At 65.2% G+C, this 16,810-nt stretch carries 18 protein-coding genes and 1 other RNA gene; 8 read left to right on the forward strand and 11 right to left on the reverse strand.

The genetic code is table 11. The features are described from left to right. Positions 1 to 171 precede the first annotated feature (171 nt). Both HMP09_RS05270 and HMP09_RS05275 read left to right on the forward strand, forming a co-directional pair. The gene (locus tag HMP09_RS05270) at positions 172 to 1,752 is read left to right on the forward strand and encodes a SulP family inorganic anion transporter (protein ID WP_176499500.1); all 1,581 of its coding nucleotides are present in this window, start codon (positions 172 to 174) and stop codon (positions 1,750 to 1,752) included. Further along, positions 1,749 to 2,387, forward strand: a complete 639-nt coding sequence (locus HMP09_RS05275; RefSeq protein WP_176499501.1) for a carbonic anhydrase — start codon at positions 1,749 to 1,751, stop codon at positions 2,385 to 2,387. The genes HMP09_RS05270 and HMP09_RS05275 overlap by 4 nt, the downstream gene beginning before the upstream one ends. Positions 2,388 to 2,433: 46 nt before the next feature. Here HMP09_RS05275 and HMP09_RS05280 read toward each other — a convergent pair whose 3' ends face one another. From HMP09_RS05280 to HMP09_RS05290, 3 genes are all read right to left on the reverse strand, one after another. Beyond that, complete coding sequence (locus HMP09_RS05280; RefSeq protein WP_176499502.1) at positions 2,434 to 4,467, reverse strand: energy transducer TonB; 2,034 nt, start codon at positions 4,465 to 4,467, stop codon at positions 2,434 to 2,436. 58 nt (positions 4,468 to 4,525) lie between these two features. Continuing rightward, positions 4,526 to 4,915: RNase P RNA component class A (gene rnpB, locus HMP09_RS05285), an RNA gene on the reverse strand. A gap of 84 nt (positions 4,916 to 4,999) precedes the next feature. Next, complete coding sequence (locus HMP09_RS05290) at positions 5,000 to 5,689, reverse strand: N-acetylmuramoyl-L-alanine amidase (protein ID WP_176499503.1); 690 nt, start codon at positions 5,687 to 5,689, stop codon at positions 5,000 to 5,002. Between the two features lie 253 nt (positions 5,690 to 5,942). On the opposite strand from HMP09_RS05290, the gene dcd reads away from it, so the two are divergent. After that, complete coding sequence (gene dcd, locus HMP09_RS05295; RefSeq protein WP_055878967.1) at positions 5,943 to 6,497, forward strand: dCTP deaminase; 555 nt, start codon at positions 5,943 to 5,945, stop codon at positions 6,495 to 6,497. A 480-nt stretch (positions 6,498 to 6,977) separates the two neighbouring features. Here dcd and HMP09_RS05300 read toward each other — a convergent pair whose 3' ends face one another. The 5 genes from HMP09_RS05300 to HMP09_RS05320 all read right to left on the reverse strand — a co-directional run bounded on the left by HMP09_RS05300 (position 6,978) and on the right by HMP09_RS05320 (position 10,151). Continuing rightward, on the reverse strand, positions 6,978 to 7,337 hold the full coding sequence (locus HMP09_RS05300; RefSeq protein WP_176499504.1) for a tetratricopeptide repeat protein: 360 nt from the start codon (positions 7,335 to 7,337) through the stop codon (positions 6,978 to 6,980). Between the two features lie 243 nt (positions 7,338 to 7,580). Further along, the gene (locus HMP09_RS05305) at positions 7,581 to 8,009 is read right to left on the reverse strand and encodes an ExbD/TolR family protein (protein WP_176499505.1); all 429 of its coding nucleotides are present in this window, start codon (positions 8,007 to 8,009) and stop codon (positions 7,581 to 7,583) included. Positions 8,010 to 8,055: 46 nt separating this feature from the next. Next, a complete protein-coding gene (locus HMP09_RS05310; RefSeq protein ID WP_176499506.1) occupies positions 8,056 to 8,532 on the reverse strand; it encodes an ExbD/TolR family protein in 477 nt (158 codons plus the stop codon). Positions 8,533 to 8,625: 93 nt separating this feature from the next. Next, positions 8,626 to 9,420: a MotA/TolQ/ExbB proton channel family protein gene (locus HMP09_RS05315; RefSeq protein ID WP_107961979.1), complete on the reverse strand. Its 795-nt coding sequence runs from the start codon at positions 9,418 to 9,420 to the stop codon at positions 8,626 to 8,628. 53 nt (positions 9,421 to 9,473) lie between these two features. Next, on the reverse strand, positions 9,474 to 10,151 hold the full coding sequence (locus HMP09_RS05320) for an energy transducer TonB (RefSeq protein WP_176499507.1): 678 nt from the start codon (positions 10,149 to 10,151) through the stop codon (positions 9,474 to 9,476). Positions 10,152 to 10,425: 274 nt separating this feature from the next. Between HMP09_RS05320 and HMP09_RS05325 the strand changes: the two genes are divergently transcribed. Continuing rightward, complete coding sequence (locus tag HMP09_RS05325) at positions 10,426 to 11,271, forward strand: hypothetical protein (protein WP_332103267.1); 846 nt, start codon at positions 10,426 to 10,428, stop codon at positions 11,269 to 11,271. A gap of 80 nt (positions 11,272 to 11,351) precedes the next feature. Here HMP09_RS05325 and HMP09_RS05330 read toward each other — a convergent pair whose 3' ends face one another. After that, positions 11,352 to 11,627, reverse strand: a complete 276-nt coding sequence (locus HMP09_RS05330) for a Rossmann fold domain-containing protein (RefSeq protein ID WP_176499509.1) — start codon at positions 11,625 to 11,627, stop codon at positions 11,352 to 11,354. A 5-nt stretch (positions 11,628 to 11,632) separates the two neighbouring features. Then, complete coding sequence (locus HMP09_RS05335; RefSeq protein WP_176499510.1) at positions 11,633 to 12,004, reverse strand: dihydroneopterin aldolase; 372 nt, start codon at positions 12,002 to 12,004, stop codon at positions 11,633 to 11,635. Positions 12,005 to 12,175: 171 nt separating this feature from the next. Here HMP09_RS05335 and HMP09_RS05340 point away from each other — a divergent pair, with 171 nt between their 5' ends. The 4 genes from HMP09_RS05340 to HMP09_RS05355 are packed head-to-tail and all read left to right on the forward strand — an operon-like array spanning position 12,176 to position 15,087. After that, on the forward strand, positions 12,176 to 12,703 hold the full coding sequence (locus tag HMP09_RS05340) for a GNAT family N-acetyltransferase (RefSeq protein ID WP_176499511.1): 528 nt from the start codon (positions 12,176 to 12,178) through the stop codon (positions 12,701 to 12,703). A gap of 43 nt (positions 12,704 to 12,746) precedes the next feature. Then, positions 12,747 to 13,313, forward strand: a complete 567-nt coding sequence (locus HMP09_RS05345) for a DUF1285 domain-containing protein (protein WP_176499512.1) — start codon at positions 12,747 to 12,749, stop codon at positions 13,311 to 13,313. Continuing rightward, complete coding sequence (locus HMP09_RS05350) at positions 13,310 to 13,906, forward strand: CoA pyrophosphatase (protein WP_176499513.1); 597 nt, start codon at positions 13,310 to 13,312, stop codon at positions 13,904 to 13,906. The genes HMP09_RS05345 and HMP09_RS05350 overlap by 4 nt, the downstream gene beginning before the upstream one ends. Next, a complete protein-coding gene (locus tag HMP09_RS05355; protein ID WP_176499514.1) occupies positions 13,897 to 15,087 on the forward strand; it encodes a CCA tRNA nucleotidyltransferase in 1,191 nt (396 codons plus the stop codon). Before HMP09_RS05350 ends, HMP09_RS05355 begins: the two co-directional genes overlap by 10 nt. Here HMP09_RS05355 and HMP09_RS05360 read toward each other — a convergent pair. Further along, on the reverse strand, positions 15,084 to 16,757 hold the full coding sequence (locus tag HMP09_RS05360; protein WP_176499515.1) for a putative bifunctional diguanylate cyclase/phosphodiesterase: 1,674 nt from the start codon (positions 16,755 to 16,757) through the stop codon (positions 15,084 to 15,086). The genes HMP09_RS05355 and HMP09_RS05360 overlap by 4 nt on opposite strands. Between the last annotated feature and the right edge of the window lie 53 nt (positions 16,758 to 16,810).

Genomic DNA, 16,810 nt, shown 5'->3' on the forward strand with positions numbered 1-16,810 from the left:
GACGATCAAGAGATACCGCGGATCGTCCGACAATCTGCCGCGGTGCAACATTCCGCCTTGAGTCAGTCACCATTCATCGATTACTGAACATGAACTATTTGTCATGTGGCATGGATAGACGCGTCCGGGTCGGACGTATTCCCAGCCGACACCTCAGCGACAGGAGCATCGGTGCCGACTCTCATTCCAAAGCTTACCACATGGCGCGCGGATCTTCCCGCCTCCATCGTCGTCGCGCTCGTCGCGCTGCCCCTCTGTCTCGGCGTCGCGCTCGCGTCGGGTGCGCCGCTGTTCGCGGGCATCATCTCGGGGATCGTCGGCGGTATCGCGGTCGGCCTGTTCTCGAAGTCGCCGCTGTCGGTCAGCGGCCCCGCCGCCGGCCTGACCGTGATCGTGCTCACCGCGATCGAGAGCATGCCGAGCTACCAGATGTTCCTGATGGCGGTCGTGCTCGCGGGCGTGCTCCAGATCTGCTTCTCGCTCACCCGCGCGGGCATCCTCAGCGAATTCGTGCCGTCGTCGGTCATCACCGGGATGCTTGCCGCGATCGGCCTGATCCTGATCCTCAAGCAGATCCCGCACGCAGTCGGGTTCGACCGCGAGGCCGAGGGGATCTTCGAATTCTCGACGGCGAACGGCATCAACACCTTCTCGCGGATCCTCGACAGCCTCAGCGCGGCCGTCACCCCCGGCGCGATCCTGATCGCCTCGGTCAGCCTGGCCTTCCTGTTCTGGTGGGACGGCGCCAAGCCGAAGAACGGCCCGTTGCGCTTCGTCCCCGGCCCGCTGGTGGTCGTGCTGATCGGGATCTTCGGCAACATGCTGCTCGGCGCGGTGAAGCCCGAATGGCAGCTGAAGGCGACGCATCTCGTCCAGGTGCCGATCACCGAAACGCTGTCGCAATTCCCGTCGCTGTTCACCTTCCCCGACTTCTCCGGCATCACCATGGGCGTCGTCTGGACCAGCGCGGTCACGCTCGCGATCGTGGCCAGCCTCGAATCGCTGCTGAGCGTCAAGGCGGTCGACGAGATCGACCCGCGTCGCCGCTCGACCGACAAGAACTGGGAGCTGATGGCGCAGGGCGGCGGCAATATCCTGTCGGGCCTGATCGGCGGGTTGCCCGTCACCTCGGTGATCGTGCGTTCGTCCGCCAACGTCGATGCGAAGGCCGAGAGCAAGCTGTCGACGATACTGCACGGTTTCTGGCTGCTTGCCAGCGTCGCGCTGATCCCGGCGGTGCTGAACCTGATCCCGCTGTCGGCGCTGGCCGCGGTGCTGATCGCGACGGGCTACAAGCTGACCAAGCCCAAGCTCTACACGGAGCGATTCAAGCAAGGCTGGACGCAGTTCATCCCGTTCGTCGTCACGGTCGGCGCGATCCTGTTCACCGACCTGCTCGAGGGCATCGTGATCGGCTTGGCGGTCGGCTTCGTGTTCGTCGTCGCGCGCAACTTCCGTACCGCGATCACCTTTGCCTGCCACGACGAGGACTGCCTCGTCCGCGCCCGCCGCAACCTCTACTTCATCCATAAATACGAATTGCAGAAGTCGCTCGACCGGGTGCCGGACAATGCCAACCTGCTGATCGACCTGTCGTCGACCAGCTATGTCGATCTTGACAACGTCGACATCATCAACGCGTTCATCAAGGGCGCTGCGTATCGCGGCATCACCGTACTGATCCGCGGCGATCTGGCGCTGCGCACGGTGAAGCTGATCAACGCCCCCCAGACCGAGGTTCGTTTCGCATGAGGCAGTACAAGCAACTCCTGCTCGCCAACAAGGCGTGGGCGGCCGAGATCATCGAGGAGAGCGCCGACTTCTTCCAGCGCCAGCTGGTCGGGCAGAACCCCGAATTCCTTTGGATCGGGTGTTCGGACAGCCGCGTCGGCCCGGAACAGATGACGATGACGCCGCCGGGTAACATGTTCATCCACCGCAACATCGCCAACCTGGTCAAAGACGACGACACGAACCTGATGTCGGTGCTGCAATATGCGGTCGACGTGCTGGGCGTGCGGCACATCATCATCTGCGGTCATTATGCGTGCGGTGGGATCCGCGCGACGCTCGACGGCGGCACGACCGGCCCGGTCGACGACTGGCTCAGCACCGCGCGCTGCGTCCTGCACGACCATGCCGACGAGATCGACGCGCAGCCCGACCGCGAGCAGAAGGTCAACCGACTGGTCGAAGTCAACGTCCGCGACCAGCTCGTTCGCCTCGCGCGCACCGCGACAATCCAGGGTGCGTTTGCCCGCGGGCAGGAAGTGCTGCTCCACGGCTGGGTCTACGACATCCGCGACGGGCTCATCAAACCGATGATGGAGATCGATTCGACCACCGTGCTCGAAGACATCGGGCGGCCGGACAAGGTGCTCATGTAAGCCTGCCGGCGCCTACCCATGGTGGTGGGTAGGCGCCGGCGTAATGTCACGACGCGCGGTGTGCCGATTCGGGCAGCAGAAACTTGATCCGGGTCGTCGTGGCGCCACATCCCAGACCACCGCCGGGTCGATAGGTCTTCGCGTATTTCGCCCGGGTGAAAAACTTCGTGCCCGCTTCCGAGAAGATGAACGGTGGATAGCTCAGCAGCGCGCGCTGGTTGATGACGTTGCCGTCCGCGCCGATGTCGAACTGGACTTGAGTCCACCCCTCGAACCCCCACCGCATCGCTTCCATCGGGAACGCCTCCGATCCCGGCTTGGATACCATCTTGGGCGGCGCGTCCATGATCGCGCACTGACTTGCGGTCAGGCCGCTCGACGCGAACGTCGCGCGCGCAGCATCGATCTGGCCGTTGCGCTCTTCAATCGATGCGATCCGGATCAGCGCACCGACGCGCAGCGGATCGTTGGACTTCAACGCCTTGTCGTCGGCCACCTGGCGCAGGGTCACGATCGCCGTGTCGTTCTTTTCCGACTTTCGTGTCCGCGCGACGGCACCATCGACCATCATCAGCCTGATCGCGGCGCGGGCCTGCGGATCGTTGGCATAGACGGGTTCGGACACCATAGGAGTCAGCGTCCGTTCGAATACCCCCGGCCTCCAGATATCGGTCACCGCATCGACGCGTCCCGGCAGGTCGAAGTTCAGTCGCGCACTCGGCGGCGCATCGTTGGCGACCGCGATCGCCAGACCCCGGGCAGCCAAGGCCGCACGCTCCTCCCGCGCAACGGTGGGATTGTTCGTCAGACGATAGATCGCGGCAAGCGTACGCAGCCCCTTGGGCGACTGCGCGGTCGCCGATGCCAGTTCGGCACGCTGCCCGGCCAGCGCGGCCGCTTGCGAACCGGTCGGTTCGGGCGCAACCGCGACGCCCTTGCTGGAGAGCCACTGCTCCAGGACTCCGTCCAGCCCGTCGCCGATCGACGGACGCTCGAACGCCGTGGAACAGCGCATCTCGACCCGCACGTGATAGCGATAGAACGGCGGAATCGCCTGCACCTGCTCGGCAGGCCATGACCATCCCTTGACCGCGCGCGCGAACTCCAGCGCGACCTGTCCGCCACCAGCGGCGTAGATCGGCACCGCCTGGTCGATCGTTCCGTCGGATGCGATGTTGAATTCGACCACCGCGACGTCCTGCGGCTTGAGCCCGGCATCGCCGCCGCAATCCGGCGAACGCATCTCGGCGGCAGGGTCGAACGATCCCTTCACCATGCGCCCTGCACCGGTATAGGCCATGTACCGCCGTGCCTCGTCCGCATTGCCGCTCAGGAGGAACGCGATTGCGGCGTCGGACCGCGCGGAGGCATCCATGATGTCGACCTTGTCCGTTTCGAGACCGCCGAGAAGCCTGATCGCCTGCAACGCGCTGGCGCGGGCGCCGGCGATATCGCCAGTGTTGAGCTTGAGGAGGGTCCGCTGGCGCGCGAACCGCGCAGCGACGCTCTTGTCGAGCTTCACCGTGCCGATCAGCGCGTCGCTGCGTGCCAGGGTCGCCGCCGCAGCGGTGGGATCGATGAAGATCTGCGCGGTGACCAGCGCCAGCATCGCGCCGAGCTTGTCGGAGGTACTGATCGCGCTCGACTCCGCCTGCTGCAGCGCGGTCACGGCGCCCGCATAATCGAGCGTATCGGTTGCAACCTGGCCCAGGATCAGGAAAGCGCGGGTCCGGTCTTCCGCAAGACTGGCATCGTCCGCCGGAAGCAAGGCGAGTCCCGCCCGCGCGGCCTTGACCGATTCGTCGGCGCGGTTCAGCGCGAACAGCGTCGGTGCCTTGCGGACCAGCACGATGCCGTGGCTGCGCGACCCGGCCTTGGTCCGTGTCTCCAGCTTTTCCCACGCTGCCAGCGACGCCGCACGATCGGGCTTCGCATCGAGCGCGGTTGCTGCGTCGAAATCCTGTTGGATCGTTGTCGATGGTGGCGTGGAAGGCGGCGTCTGGGCACCAACCGGCACCAGCCCGGTCGCCATCGCCAGCGCGCCCGCACTCGATAGCGCAATCCTCTTGATCCGCATCATATCCCCCACGTCGCACCCCACGCTTTACGTGCGCGCAGTCTGCAATGGTTCGGGGAAGGATGCCAGAGGGTCTGTAAGCCGGGTTCTGTCCATTTCCGACCCTTCGGTGCGGAAGTTAGGCGACCATTCCTCTAGGACGACGGTTGCCCGCCGCCTCAAGCAATCAACCCGGGTGACGAGCTGAAACGAAGCCCATGTGCCACCCCTATTCGATCTTGCTCCCGGTGGGGTTTGCCGTGCCGCCCCTGTTACCAGACGCGCGGTGCGCTCTTACCGCACCCTTTCACTCTGACCGCCCCGGCTTGCGCCGAGGGTTGGCCGTCTGCTCTCTGTGGCACTTTCCCTGAGGTCACCCTCGCCGGGCGTTACCCGGCACCGTCGTTTCGCGGAGCCCGGACTTTCCTCGCGGATGCCATTACAACACCCCCGCGGCCGCCCGACCCTCTGGCGAGCGAGGCCCTAGCGCGGGCGGGTGCGATGCACCACCGTTTTTAGCGAGCGCGATCAACCTGCCTCACCAGCGGGAGGATGATCAGTCGTCGCCCATCGGCTTGGGAAGCAGCAACGCCAGCAGGATGCAGCGACACTCGGCATCGACCTCGCCGTCGACCAGTTCGGGGCGGAAGCGGCGCTGGAACGCCATCGTCGCCGCCATCCGGTTCTCGACGTCGTAGCCGAATCGTTCGAGTGCGAGGCAAAAGCCGCCTTCGGTCCAGCCCGGATCCATTAAGTTCCGGGTCGGGCGCGGCAACGCCAGCCGTCGCCGCGCCAGTTCGTGCCAGGGGAACAGTTCGCCCGGATCGCGTTTGCGGGTCGGCGCGATATCCGAATGGCCGACGATGTTGCCGCGCGTGATCTCATGCCGGTCCTTGATCTCGGCGACCAGCGCAACGACCGATGCGATCTGCTCGGGCGGGAACGGGCGATAGCCGAATTCATGGCCCGGATTGACGATCTCTATGCCGACGCTCGCGGAATTGACGTCTTCGACATCGCGCCAATGCGACTTGCCCGCATGCCAAGCCCGCTTGTCCTCGGCGACCATCCGCAGGACCGTGCCGTCTTCCTCGACCAGGTAATGCGACGACACCTTCGCCTCGGGGTCGCGCAGACGGGCGATCGCCGATGCCCCGTCCTGCATTCCCGTATAGTGCAACACGATCATCGTGATGGGCAGCGAACGATCGTCGAAATTGGGTGACGGAGTCTCGATGAACTTCAAGCCAGCTTCCCTCGTAGCCACCGGGCCAGCACCGACGGCGCAGTCTCGATCGCGGTCTCGATCTCGGTCTCGATCGCGGCGATCGTGACGGCGCATTGTGACGGCACTGCCCGGACGCATCAATAGCCAACGCACGCGGGCGGGGACTGGGGTCCGAGAAAGCAGGACGAGCCGGGATCGCACGTGATTCGCCTCGCGCCTCTTGCCGTCTGGCCGCATCCGCGCGAAAGCCGCTCGCGAAAAGGGAGTTGCCATGTCCGTGATGTCCGACCGCTGGATCCGCGAGCGCGCGCTGGGCGATGCGATGATCGAACCGTTCCACGAGGCGCAGCGCCGCGACGGGTGCATATCGTACGGGCTATCGTCCTATGGGTATGACGCGCGTGTCGCGGACGAATTCAAGATCTTCACCAACGTCGACAGCGCGATCGTCGACCCCAAGGACTTTGCCGCGAACAGTTTCGTCGATCGCAAGACCGACGTCTGCATCATCCCGCCGAACAGCTTCGCACTTGCCCGCACCGTCGAATATTTCCGCGTGCCGAGAGACGTGCTGGTGATCTGCCTTGGCAAGTCGACCTATGCGCGCTGCGGGATCATCGTCAACGTGACGCCGCTGGAGCCGGAATGGGAGGGGCATGTGACGCTGGAATTCTCCAACACCACGCCGCTGCCGGCCAAAATCTACGCCAACGAGGGCGCGTGCCAGTTCCTGTTCCTCAAGGGGAACGAGCCCTGCGAGGTGAGCTATGCCGACCGTGCGGGGAAATATATGGGCCAGCGCGGGGTGACGCTGCCGCGGCTTTAGGGTTTGGGGTTTGGGGTTCAAGCGAGCCAAGGCGGATGGACGCGGAGGTTTGAGTCCGTCCTATCGTTGCTCCCGACCGGCCGAAGCTCGCGTCTGCGGTCTCCCGTCCCCGCAGATGATGTGTCTGACATCTGAATGCACGGTATGCATCGCATCTCCCCTCGCAACCTTCCCGGCGAAGGCCGGGGTCCAAGTGGGAAGGTCTGAGTAACGACTCTCGCCACTCCGTTGGCGGCGTTCCCAATTGGGCCCCGGCCTTCGCCGGGGTAGTGCAGTGTAGTGCAGTGCAGTGCGTACTGCGCCATCGTGGCGAGGTGCGTAACAAGCAAAAGCGTCAGCCCGTGCCGGTCTTGTCGTCGATATCCTACCGACCGTCCCCCTCGTGTTTCCCCGCGAAGGCGGGGACCCAGACTGAGCTCCCGCCTTCGCGGGAGAACAAGAAGAGGCATCCCATCCGCGATCACGAACGCCGGATCACGCTCAGCGAGTCGCGATCTGCTGTGATTGCCGGGCGAGCGCGCGGCTCGCCAAGTCGTGCGACGACACCACCGCGCCCGACGGCAGATCCATGGCGACCGGGGGCCGCTCCAGCACCGCGGCATACAGCGCGCGTGCTTCCGAGTCGCGACCGGTGCGGTGATACACCGAGGCAAGGTTCAGCATCAGTTCGGGGCGCTGCGGAAAGATCCTCCGCTCCGCGACGATGCGCTGTTCCGCCGTAGACAGGTCACCCGCCGCGATCGCCGTATAACCAGTGCGATCCACCGTTGTGGACTGGTCCGCCAAGGCCGGCGTCGCGGCGCCCAGGGTTGCGAGAACGAACAGAACGGTCTGGCGCATCATCCATCTCCACTGACCTTCGCGTTTCGGAAGGTTTCACTTTTGTGACAACGGTGTGTCACTTCGATGACTGTGGCACAAGTACATTGATCAAGTTCGCCCAGCCGTAGGGCCCGTCCCTGTCGATATATCCCAGCACGCTCCGCTGCTCGGATCCCGCCGCCGTCCGGCCCGCTCGCGCAACGAAAAAGGGCGGCCCCGGAGGACCGCCCTTTGGACGTTCGTTACTGTACGCAGTGCAGCCTAGAAGGCGTTGCGATACTGCTCGTTGCCGATGAAGCCGAGCTTGGTGATCGCGGACCGCTTGATCACGGCCAGCGTGCGATCCACCACTTCATACTTCGATTCCGGATCGGGCTGGAAGTGGAGTTCGGGCTCGGGCGACATGCCGGCGGACTGATCCAGATACTGGCGCAGGGTCACCTCGTCGACCGGCGAACCGTTCCAGGCAACCGTACCAGCAGGATCGATCGAGATCTTGTTCTTCTGCGGATCGACCGGGTTCTGCGGCTGGTTCTTGCTGTTGACCGGAAGGTCGACCTTGACCGCATGCGTCTGGATCGGGATCGTGATGATGAACATGATGAGGAGAACGAGCAGGACGTCGATCAACGGCGTCATGTTCATTTCCATCATCGGCGCGCCGTCTTCTTTGCCGCCGCTCATTGCCATTTTATACTACTCCTAAATACGTCCGATCGGCCATCAGCGTTCGGCATCAGCGTTCGGTGGTGCCGCCGGGAGGCGGTTCGGAGATGAAGCCGACGCGGGCGAACCCGGCCTGCTGCATCGTGTAGATCGTGGCGCCGATGCAACGATACGGTGCGTTCACGTCACCGCGAATATGCGCCTCGGGCAATTCGAGACCAACCGCGTTGACACCGCCCTGACGTGCGATCTCCGCCTTCAGCTTGTCGACGGCGCGCTGCAGCAACTCTTCATGCGTAACCGGCGAAAGACCCCAGAACACTTGGCACTGACCACCGGCGGACGTTACCGACAGCGAGACGTTCTCGGGCTTGGTCATCGTCGGATCGAAGCGAACATCCGGCAGCTTCAGCTGCACGGCCTGCACCGCGACGGTCGTCGTCACCAGGAAGATGATCAGGAGCACGAGCATGACGTCGACCAGCGGCGTCGTATTGATGTCCGATATCGAACTCTCGGTGGAATCGCCACCAACACTCATCGCCATGTGCGAACTATCCTATCCATATAATCGCCACCGGAACCGCCGGCGGCAATGAAGCGGGGCCGCTGCGAACAGCAGGCCCCGCCTTTTCGCGTCTTAGTTAGCGCGCGGTACGCCGCCGGTCTGGCCGGCAGTCGTGGTCGTCGTGACGGGCTTGGCCGGAACCGGCTTGGCGCCCGATGCGATCGACGGACGCACGGCGCCGTTCGAAGCAAGGAAGCCCAGCACGTCGTTCGAGAAGGCCGACAGGTCCTCAGCGATCGACTTGTTGCGGCGCTGCAGCCAGTTGTACGACAGAACGGCAGGAACCGCGACGACCAGACCGAGTGCGGTCATGATCAGCGCTTCGCCGACCGGGCCTGCGACCTTGTCGATCGATGCCTGGCCCGATGCGCCGATCTTCACGAGCGCGCGGTAGATGCCGATAACCGTACCGAACAGACCGATGAACGGCGAAACCGAACCGACCGTCGCGAGGAAGGCGAGACCGCCACCCAGCTTCGAGTTGATCGCGGCTTCCGAACGCGCGAGCGAACCGTGCAGCCAGTCATGCGCCTCGACCGGATCGGTCAGCTTCGAATGCTGCTCCTGAGCAGCCAGACCGTCGTCGACGATCTGCTTGTAGGCCGAGTTCTTCTCGAGCTTGGCCGAACCTTCGCGCAAGGAGTTCGACGACCAGAAGGCCTGACGGACGCGCTTGCCCTGGCCAATGATCTTCTGCTGCTCGAACAGCTTCGAGAACAGAATGTAGAACGACACGACCGACATCAGCACGAGAATGCCGAACACGGTCTGCGAGATCAGGCCGCCTTCGCGGAGTGCGGCTTGCAGGCCGTACGGGTTGGCGTCGGCTGCGGCGGGTGCTGCCGCTGCAAGAATGGTGGTGATCATGTTCGCTTAGTCCTCTGACTGAATTTTATCTGGTGCGGTTGACGGTAGGTGGATCAATCTTCTGGCAGGACCCACCTGATGTTCAGCTGATACGACGACGTCATGGCGTTACCATTCTCGTCCTTGGCCGGGGTGAAACGCACCTTCGCCTTGGAGATCCGGCAGGTCGCGTCGTCCAGCGTCGTATTGCCGCTGGACGACGTCACCGAACAGTCGGACACGCGACCATCCGTACCGATCGTCAGCTTCGCCGAAACACGTCCCTGAGCACCCTCGCGCTGTGCCGACGGCGGATAATTGTCCGCGCCGAAATACTGCCCTGGGTTACCCTTCAGACCAGCAGCCTGCGACACGCGCGGTGCCGGCGGTGCAGCCGGTGCCGGCGGTGCCGGCGGCGACGGCGGTGCCGTCGGCTGGAACCGAGGGATGATGCTCGACGTCGTCAGCGCAGGCGCTGGTTGCGGCGTGACCACGACAGGCGGCGGCGTCACGACCGTGGTCGGTGGCGGCGGCAGGTTGGGCTGGTCAGGCGGCGGCGGCGGGGGCTCGTCGGGCGGAGGCGGCGGCGGTGGCGGCTCCACGTCGAACGTCGTCATCTTTTCTTGGGCCTTTTTCACGTACTGGTACGCGAGGCCCGTGACGAAAGCGTAGCCCAAGGCCGCATGAATCAGCGCGACGATGACGATCGCGACGATTTTGCCTCCGGACATCTTCTGGTCAGTATAGGCCATTCAGAAACGACACTCCCTTAATCTGCCTGCTCCGTACGCATGGTTCGTACTCGGTACGCGACGCATACGTCTGCCGTTGGCCGGAATAACCACGGGGCAGTGCCCAAGTCCTATCGCCACGTACTGCGACACGCAAACGCTTTGTCAGACGCAACAAACGTACAACCGTTCGATGGCAGAATTATTTCTGTATCGTTCAGCTTGCGTGGCGTAGCCTGATCCCATGAATCGTCTCCTTCACGTTACGGCTTCGGCCCTATCCATCACCTTCGCTGTGGCGCCTTTCGCTGCCGTTCATGCCCAGGTTTCACCCCAGGTTTCCGCCGATAATGAGAGGGTTTCGCCGGGTGCGGTGCAGCGCGATGCGGTTGGTGGCATTGGATATTCCGACATTGCGGACCTCGTGCTGGCCGCGCCGGTCATCGCCGATGCGACCGTCCGATCGACGACGAAGATCAAGCCAGCCGAGGCACCGGATCTCGCAGCGGGTCATGTCAGACTATATGTCGAGGTCGACGTCACCGCGCTGGTTCGCGGTGCGGACGGGTTGCCGCCGCGAATCGGCTATCTGCTCGACGTGATGCCCGATGAGGCCGGCCGCGTGCCCAAATTCAAGAAGGCTCGCGTGCTGATTTTCGCCCGACCGGTGCCCGGCGCAGTGAACCAGGTCCAGCTGGTGGCGCCCGACGCGCAACTGGACTGGACGCCGACCGCGGATGCGCGCGCACGAAAGATCGCCCGCGATGCGCTCGCCAGCGACGCCCCCCCGGTCATCACCGGCGTCGGCAACGCGTTCCACGTGCCGGGCGCGCTGCCCGGCGAGGGCGAGACCCAGATCTTCCTGACCACGGCGGACCAGCGCCCCGTATCGCTGTCGGTGCTGCGGCGTCCCGGCGAGCAGCCGCGCTGGGCGGTCGCGCTGAGCGAAATCGTCGACGAGTCGGCTGCGCCCCCCGCCCAGGAGACGTTGCTCTGGTACCGGCTGAGCTGTGCGTTGCCGCAGGCCTTGCCGGAGAAAAGCACAGGATCGCTGGAGGCGGCGGACGCGACCATCGCTCGCGAGGACTATGCGTTCGTCCTGAATGCGCTCGGGCCGTGCGGGCGGACTCGCAAGAGCTAGGCGGATCGACGGTCGGCGGAGCCTGACGAATCTCCGCGGTCCTGACGAAAGTCAGGATGCGGGGATGTGGTCGCTACCCCTCAGCCCAATTCGAGTAGCTGCCCGGTGGTCGATGGCGCGTTTTCAAGAAACGTCACGGCGGCCTCCACGTCGGCCGGATCGGCGCCTTCAGGCGCCACGACCGCATTCACCCGAACCGCAGGTGCCAGTTCGATCGCGAGTGGCCCGATCGCCGCCCGCGCCTGCGCCATCGCCAGCGGATCGAAAGTCGCCGGGATCAGCACGACTCGCGATCCGCCCGCCACGCCGCGCACGAGCGTCGCGATATCCCCACCCCGTTCGAGTATCAGCAGCACGCGGATCAGCGGCGATGGCGGACGAGCGTCACGCCGATCGCCTCGTCGGCTTCGGCGATCGCCAGCTTCACGATCTTCACCATCACCCGCAGCACGCGCGCATCCTGCAGGAACAGCGTCTCGCAGATATGGTCCGCGACGCCTTCGATCAGCGTGAAATGTACGCCCGGCGGCAGCGCCGTAGTCGCGGCGTTCTTGAGGTCGAGATAGTTCTTCGACGCCGACAGCGGCGTATCCGGCGCGAATCGCTTCGGGCAGACCATGTCGACGGTCAGCGAGATCCGCAGCGGCTGCGGCAAATGCGTCTCTTCCGAATAGATGCCGGTCAGGACCTGCACTTCGAGATCGTGGACTTCGAGTTGAAGACTGTCTTCCATGGTCGCGCCTCTAGCAGACGTACGGCGAGAAGAAAGGCGTGGCTTCGCGCGGAACCGCACAGATGAAGGGTGGCACCGGCGTCGGTCCGGTTATCCTTGCGTTCAGCGTCGCCGGGGCTAAAGCGCGCTGCCCTTCGCGTTTATACGGCGCATTCGGGGCAGGAGATGCCGTTGATCACTCTCGTCCCCCTTGCCAACATCAACCCGACCGCGGTCGAGATGCTGCTCGATGCCGCCTTCGGCCCCGACCGGTTCACGCGCACGGCCTACACGATCCGTGGTGGCGCCAAACCAGTCGCCGCGCTCAGCTTCGCCGCTGTCGAGGATGGCACGCTCGTCGGCTCGATCCAGTGCTGGCCGATCGCCCTGGTCGCCGAGGACAGGATGGTGTCCCTGATCATGCTCGGCCCCGTCGCCGTTGCGCCCGGTCATCAGGGCGACGGCATCGGTCGCCGCCTGATGGCCCAGGCGCTCGATGCTGCGACTGGCGAAGGCCTCGACCATGCGCTCATGCTGATCGGCGACCCCGAGTATTACGGCCGCTTCTTCGGCTTTTCGGCGGAGCGCACCGGACGCTGGAACGCGCCCGGCCCGGTCGAGCGCCACCGCCTGCTCGCGCGCGGCGATGCGGTGCCGGACAACGCCGGGATGCTGGGGCCGCGCCTGGCAGAAAGCATCCGGGCCACCGCATCCGCATAAGGCGCCGCTTTACCTCGGCCCCCTCCCCGCCTAGTCCGCCGCCATGCCCATGGATTCCATTCCCGATATCGCCTCGCTCAGCCTCGCCGAGATCGCCAAGCTCGTCGAAGAAGCAAAATTGCCGCCGGTCGAGAAATGGAACCCGACGCACTGTGGCGACAGCGAGATGCGGATCGCGCGTGACGGCACCTGGTATCACCAGGGGTCACCGATCGGCCGTCCGGCGATGGTCCGACTGTTCTCGACGATCCTGCGTCGCGAGCCCGACGGCAGCCACGTCCTCGTCACGCCCGTCGAAAAGCTCGATATCGAGGTCGAGGACGCACCGTTCATCGCGGTCGAGATGAAGGCCGAGGGCATCGGTCGCGAGTCGAAGCTCGCCTTCCGGCTCAACACCGGCGACCTGGTCACGGCAGGCCCCGAGCATCCCTTGCGCTTCGTCGAGGATATCGATGGTCCGCGCCCCTATCTCGCCGTGCGAGGCGGGATGGAGGCGCTCGTCGTCCGCTCGGTCTATTACGAACTTGCCGAGCGCGCGATCGCCGACGACGCGACGCCGGCTGGGCTGTGGAGCGACGGCGCGTTCTTCTCGCTGGAGCCCGCTGCATGAGCCTGACGGAACGGCTGACCGCGGCGCTGGCGAAGGGCGCCGGGTCGCACATGATCCTGCTGACCGGCGACCAGCATGACGGCGATCTCACCGCCGCCGACACGCTGCTGCCCGCCGCGGTCCTGATCGCAGTGACCGACCGCGCCAATCCCGGCGTGATCCTGACCCAGCGGACCGATACGATGAGCCGCCATCCCGGCCAAATCGCGTTCCCCGGCGGCCGGATCGATCCCGGCGAGGACATCGTCACGGCCGCCCTTCGCGAGGCCGAGGAGGAGATCGCACTGCCGCGCGATCAGGTTCGGGTGATCGGCGAGGCCGACAGCTACCGTACCGTCACCGGGTTCCAGGTGACGCCGGTGATCGGTATCATCCCCCCGGACCTGGTCTTTACGCCTAGCGAAGCCGAAGTCGCCAGCGTCTTCGAGGTCCCGCTCGCATTCCTGCTCGACGACGCGAACCATGTCGAGGCGACGCTCGAATGGCAGGGCCACGACCGGCATTATTACGAGATCATGTGGAACGAGCGCCGCATCTGGGGCGCGACCGCCGCGATGATCGTCAACCTCGCGCGTCGCCTGAGATGGTCTTGATACTCCCCGGCGCATCGTGGCGCGACCGCGAGGGCCTCGACGCACTGACCAAGGTGCTCGGCGCAGGTGGCGCAGGTGGCGACGGCGAATCGCGCTTCGTCGGCGGCGCGGTACGCGATACGTTGCTCGGGATCGACGTCGCCGATGTCGACATCGCCACCCGCCTGCCCCCGCAGGAGGTGATCGAACGTCTGCAGGACGCCCGGATCAAGGCGGTTCCGACCGGCCTCGCGCACGGCACCATCACAGCCGTCACCGCCGCGGGTCCGATCGAGGTGACGACCCTGCGTCGCGACGTCTCGACCGACGGTCGTCACGCGATCATCGCCTATACCGACGACTGGCGCGAGGACGCGGCACGACGCGACTTCACGATGAACGCACTCTATGCCGATCCGGCAACGGGCGAGATCTTCGACTATTTCGGTGGCCTCGACGATCTCGCGGCACGGCGCGTCCGCTTCATCGGCGACCCGTTGCAGCGGATTGCCGAGGATCATCTGCGGATTCTCCGCTTCTTCCGCTTCCACGCACGGTTCGGCACGACGATCGACGCGGCAGGCCTCGACGCGTGTACCGCGCGTGCCAACGACCTGATGGCGCTTTCCCGCGAACGCATCGCTAGCGAAGTGCTCAAGCTGCTGGTCGCCGCCAACGCGGTCCCGGTCGTGGCACTGATGGTCGAGCGCGGCATCTTCCGCGCGGTGCTGCCCGAGATCGACGCTGCGGGAGCCGCGCGTCTTGGCCTCCTGGCCGAACGCGAGACGGACGCCGGTATCGCGCCGGACCCGATCCGTCGGCTTGCCATGGCGATCGCGCCTGCTGCGGCCGAAGCGGTCGGCGCGCGACTGAAGCTATCCAATCTCGACCGCAAACGTCTGATTGCCGCCACCGCCGGCCCCGGTGAAGAAGGTCCGCGCGCACTGGCCTATCGCGTCGGCGTGCCCGGAGCGATCGACCGCCTGTTCATCGCGGGCGCGGACGTATCTGCCATCAAGGACTGGACGCCGCCCGCGTTTCCGTTCTCCGGGGGGGCGCTGGTCGAACGCGGACTTCGCAAAGGTCCGGATGTCGCGGCAATGCTGCGCCGGGTCGAGACGCAGTGGATCAAGGAGGGGTTTCCCGACGCGGGACGCGTGGCAGCCATCGCCGACGCACTGGTGGCCGCCGTCTCCGCCTAGTTCGGTGTAACGCCGGGCTGGATCATCGCATACGCCGCATCCGCCTCAAGCGGCCGCGCGTAGAAATACCCCTGCCCATACGTACAACCCAAAGCCGCCAGGGTCTGCGCGAGCTCGTTCGTTTCGATCCCCTCGGCCGTCGTCCGCATCCCGAGCGCCTGCGCCAGGCTCAGGATCGCCCGGACGATCGACACCTTGTCGCGGTCCGCCAGCATCCCGGTCACGAAGCTGCGATCGATCTTGAGGATGTCGATCGGCAGCTTCTGGAGGGAGGCCAGATTCGAATAGCCGGTGCCGAAGTCGTCCATGGCCAGGTTCGTGCCAAGCGCCTTCAGCGCGTGCATCGTAACCGCTATCCGGTCGGGGTCCGACACGATCGCGCTTTCGGTGAGCTCGAGCGTGAAACGGTTTCCGGCCAGCCCCGTCGAGTCGAGCGCGGCCTGTAGCACCGGCGCGATCGCATCGCGCTGCAGCTGGATCGCCGAGAGGTTCACCGCCAGCCTCACGCCGCATGGCCCGCCACTCGCGGCATCCCAGCGCGCCAGCGTGTGCGCCGCCTCCTCGATCGCCCATCGACCCAGGGGCACGATCAGTCCCGACTCCTCGGCAACGGCGATGAATTCGGTCGGCGAATGTTCATGCCCGTCCTGGTCGGTCCAGCGCGCCAAGGCCTCGAACGAGACGATCCGACCAGTCGCGAGATCGCAGATCGGTTGATACGCCAGCCGCAGGTCGCGGTGCTCGATCGCGCGTCGCAGCGCGGTCTCCATGCCGAATTGGGCGCGAGCGATCGCGAAATCCTGGACCTGGTAGAATTCGGCGCGACCGCTGACCTTCGCACGCTTGACCGCGAACTGCGCGTGGCGGACGAGCTCGACGCTGTCGCCGGACTCGTCCGCGCCAAAGGCGATGCCGACCGAGCACTCGACGCTGATCTCGTAATCGGTCAACCGGAACGGCGTCGTCAGCGTCCGGTGGATCCGATCGGCCAGCCCCTGCGCCTCCTCCCGATCATTATCGATCGACATCAGGATACCGAATTGATCGCCACCGATCCGCGCCAGCGTGTCCCGCCCGCGCAGCGCACCCTTGATCCGACGCGCGACGGTGATGAGCAGTTCGTCGCCCGCCAGCGAGCCCAGGCACGAATTGAGCCGGCCGAACCGATCGAGATCGATCGCCAGCACCGCGCTCGCCGCATGATCCTCGATCTCCTCGATCAGGTCTGCAAACCCGTCGCGGTTCAGCAGACCCGTCAGGCTGTCGGTCGTCATCTCGCGGCGCAGACTGCGCTCGGTCTGCACCTGCGAGGTCAGGTCGATGAAGCTCACCGTACACCGATCGCGAAACCCGGGATCCGATCGCGCGATCGTGACGCGATAGTGTCGACAGTCGATCTCGTCGCCCATGACCCAGTCGAAATCGGACCGCGTTTGCTGCGACGCAAGAAACGCGCGGATCTGATCGCCGAGTTCGACGATCATCGGCGAGCGCTCGGCAACGACGCCGAACCCCGCCAGACGATAGGCACGGTTCATGGCCAACAGCTCGAACTGCCCGGCGTTCAACACGACGTGGACGGCGGGGATCGGCACGAGTTCGAGCCCGCGCGCAACCATATCGCTCGTCACGATCGGCCTTGCAGTCTCTTCGAGGGCGGGCAATGGCATCCCCCCCGGTACCGCGCGTTCGTTAAGAGGCTCTGAAGGACCCTTTATGGGGT

Source organism: Sphingomonas sp. HMP9, assembly GCF_013374115.1.
Taxonomy (GTDB): domain Bacteria; phylum Pseudomonadota; class Alphaproteobacteria; order Sphingomonadales; family Sphingomonadaceae; genus Sphingomonas.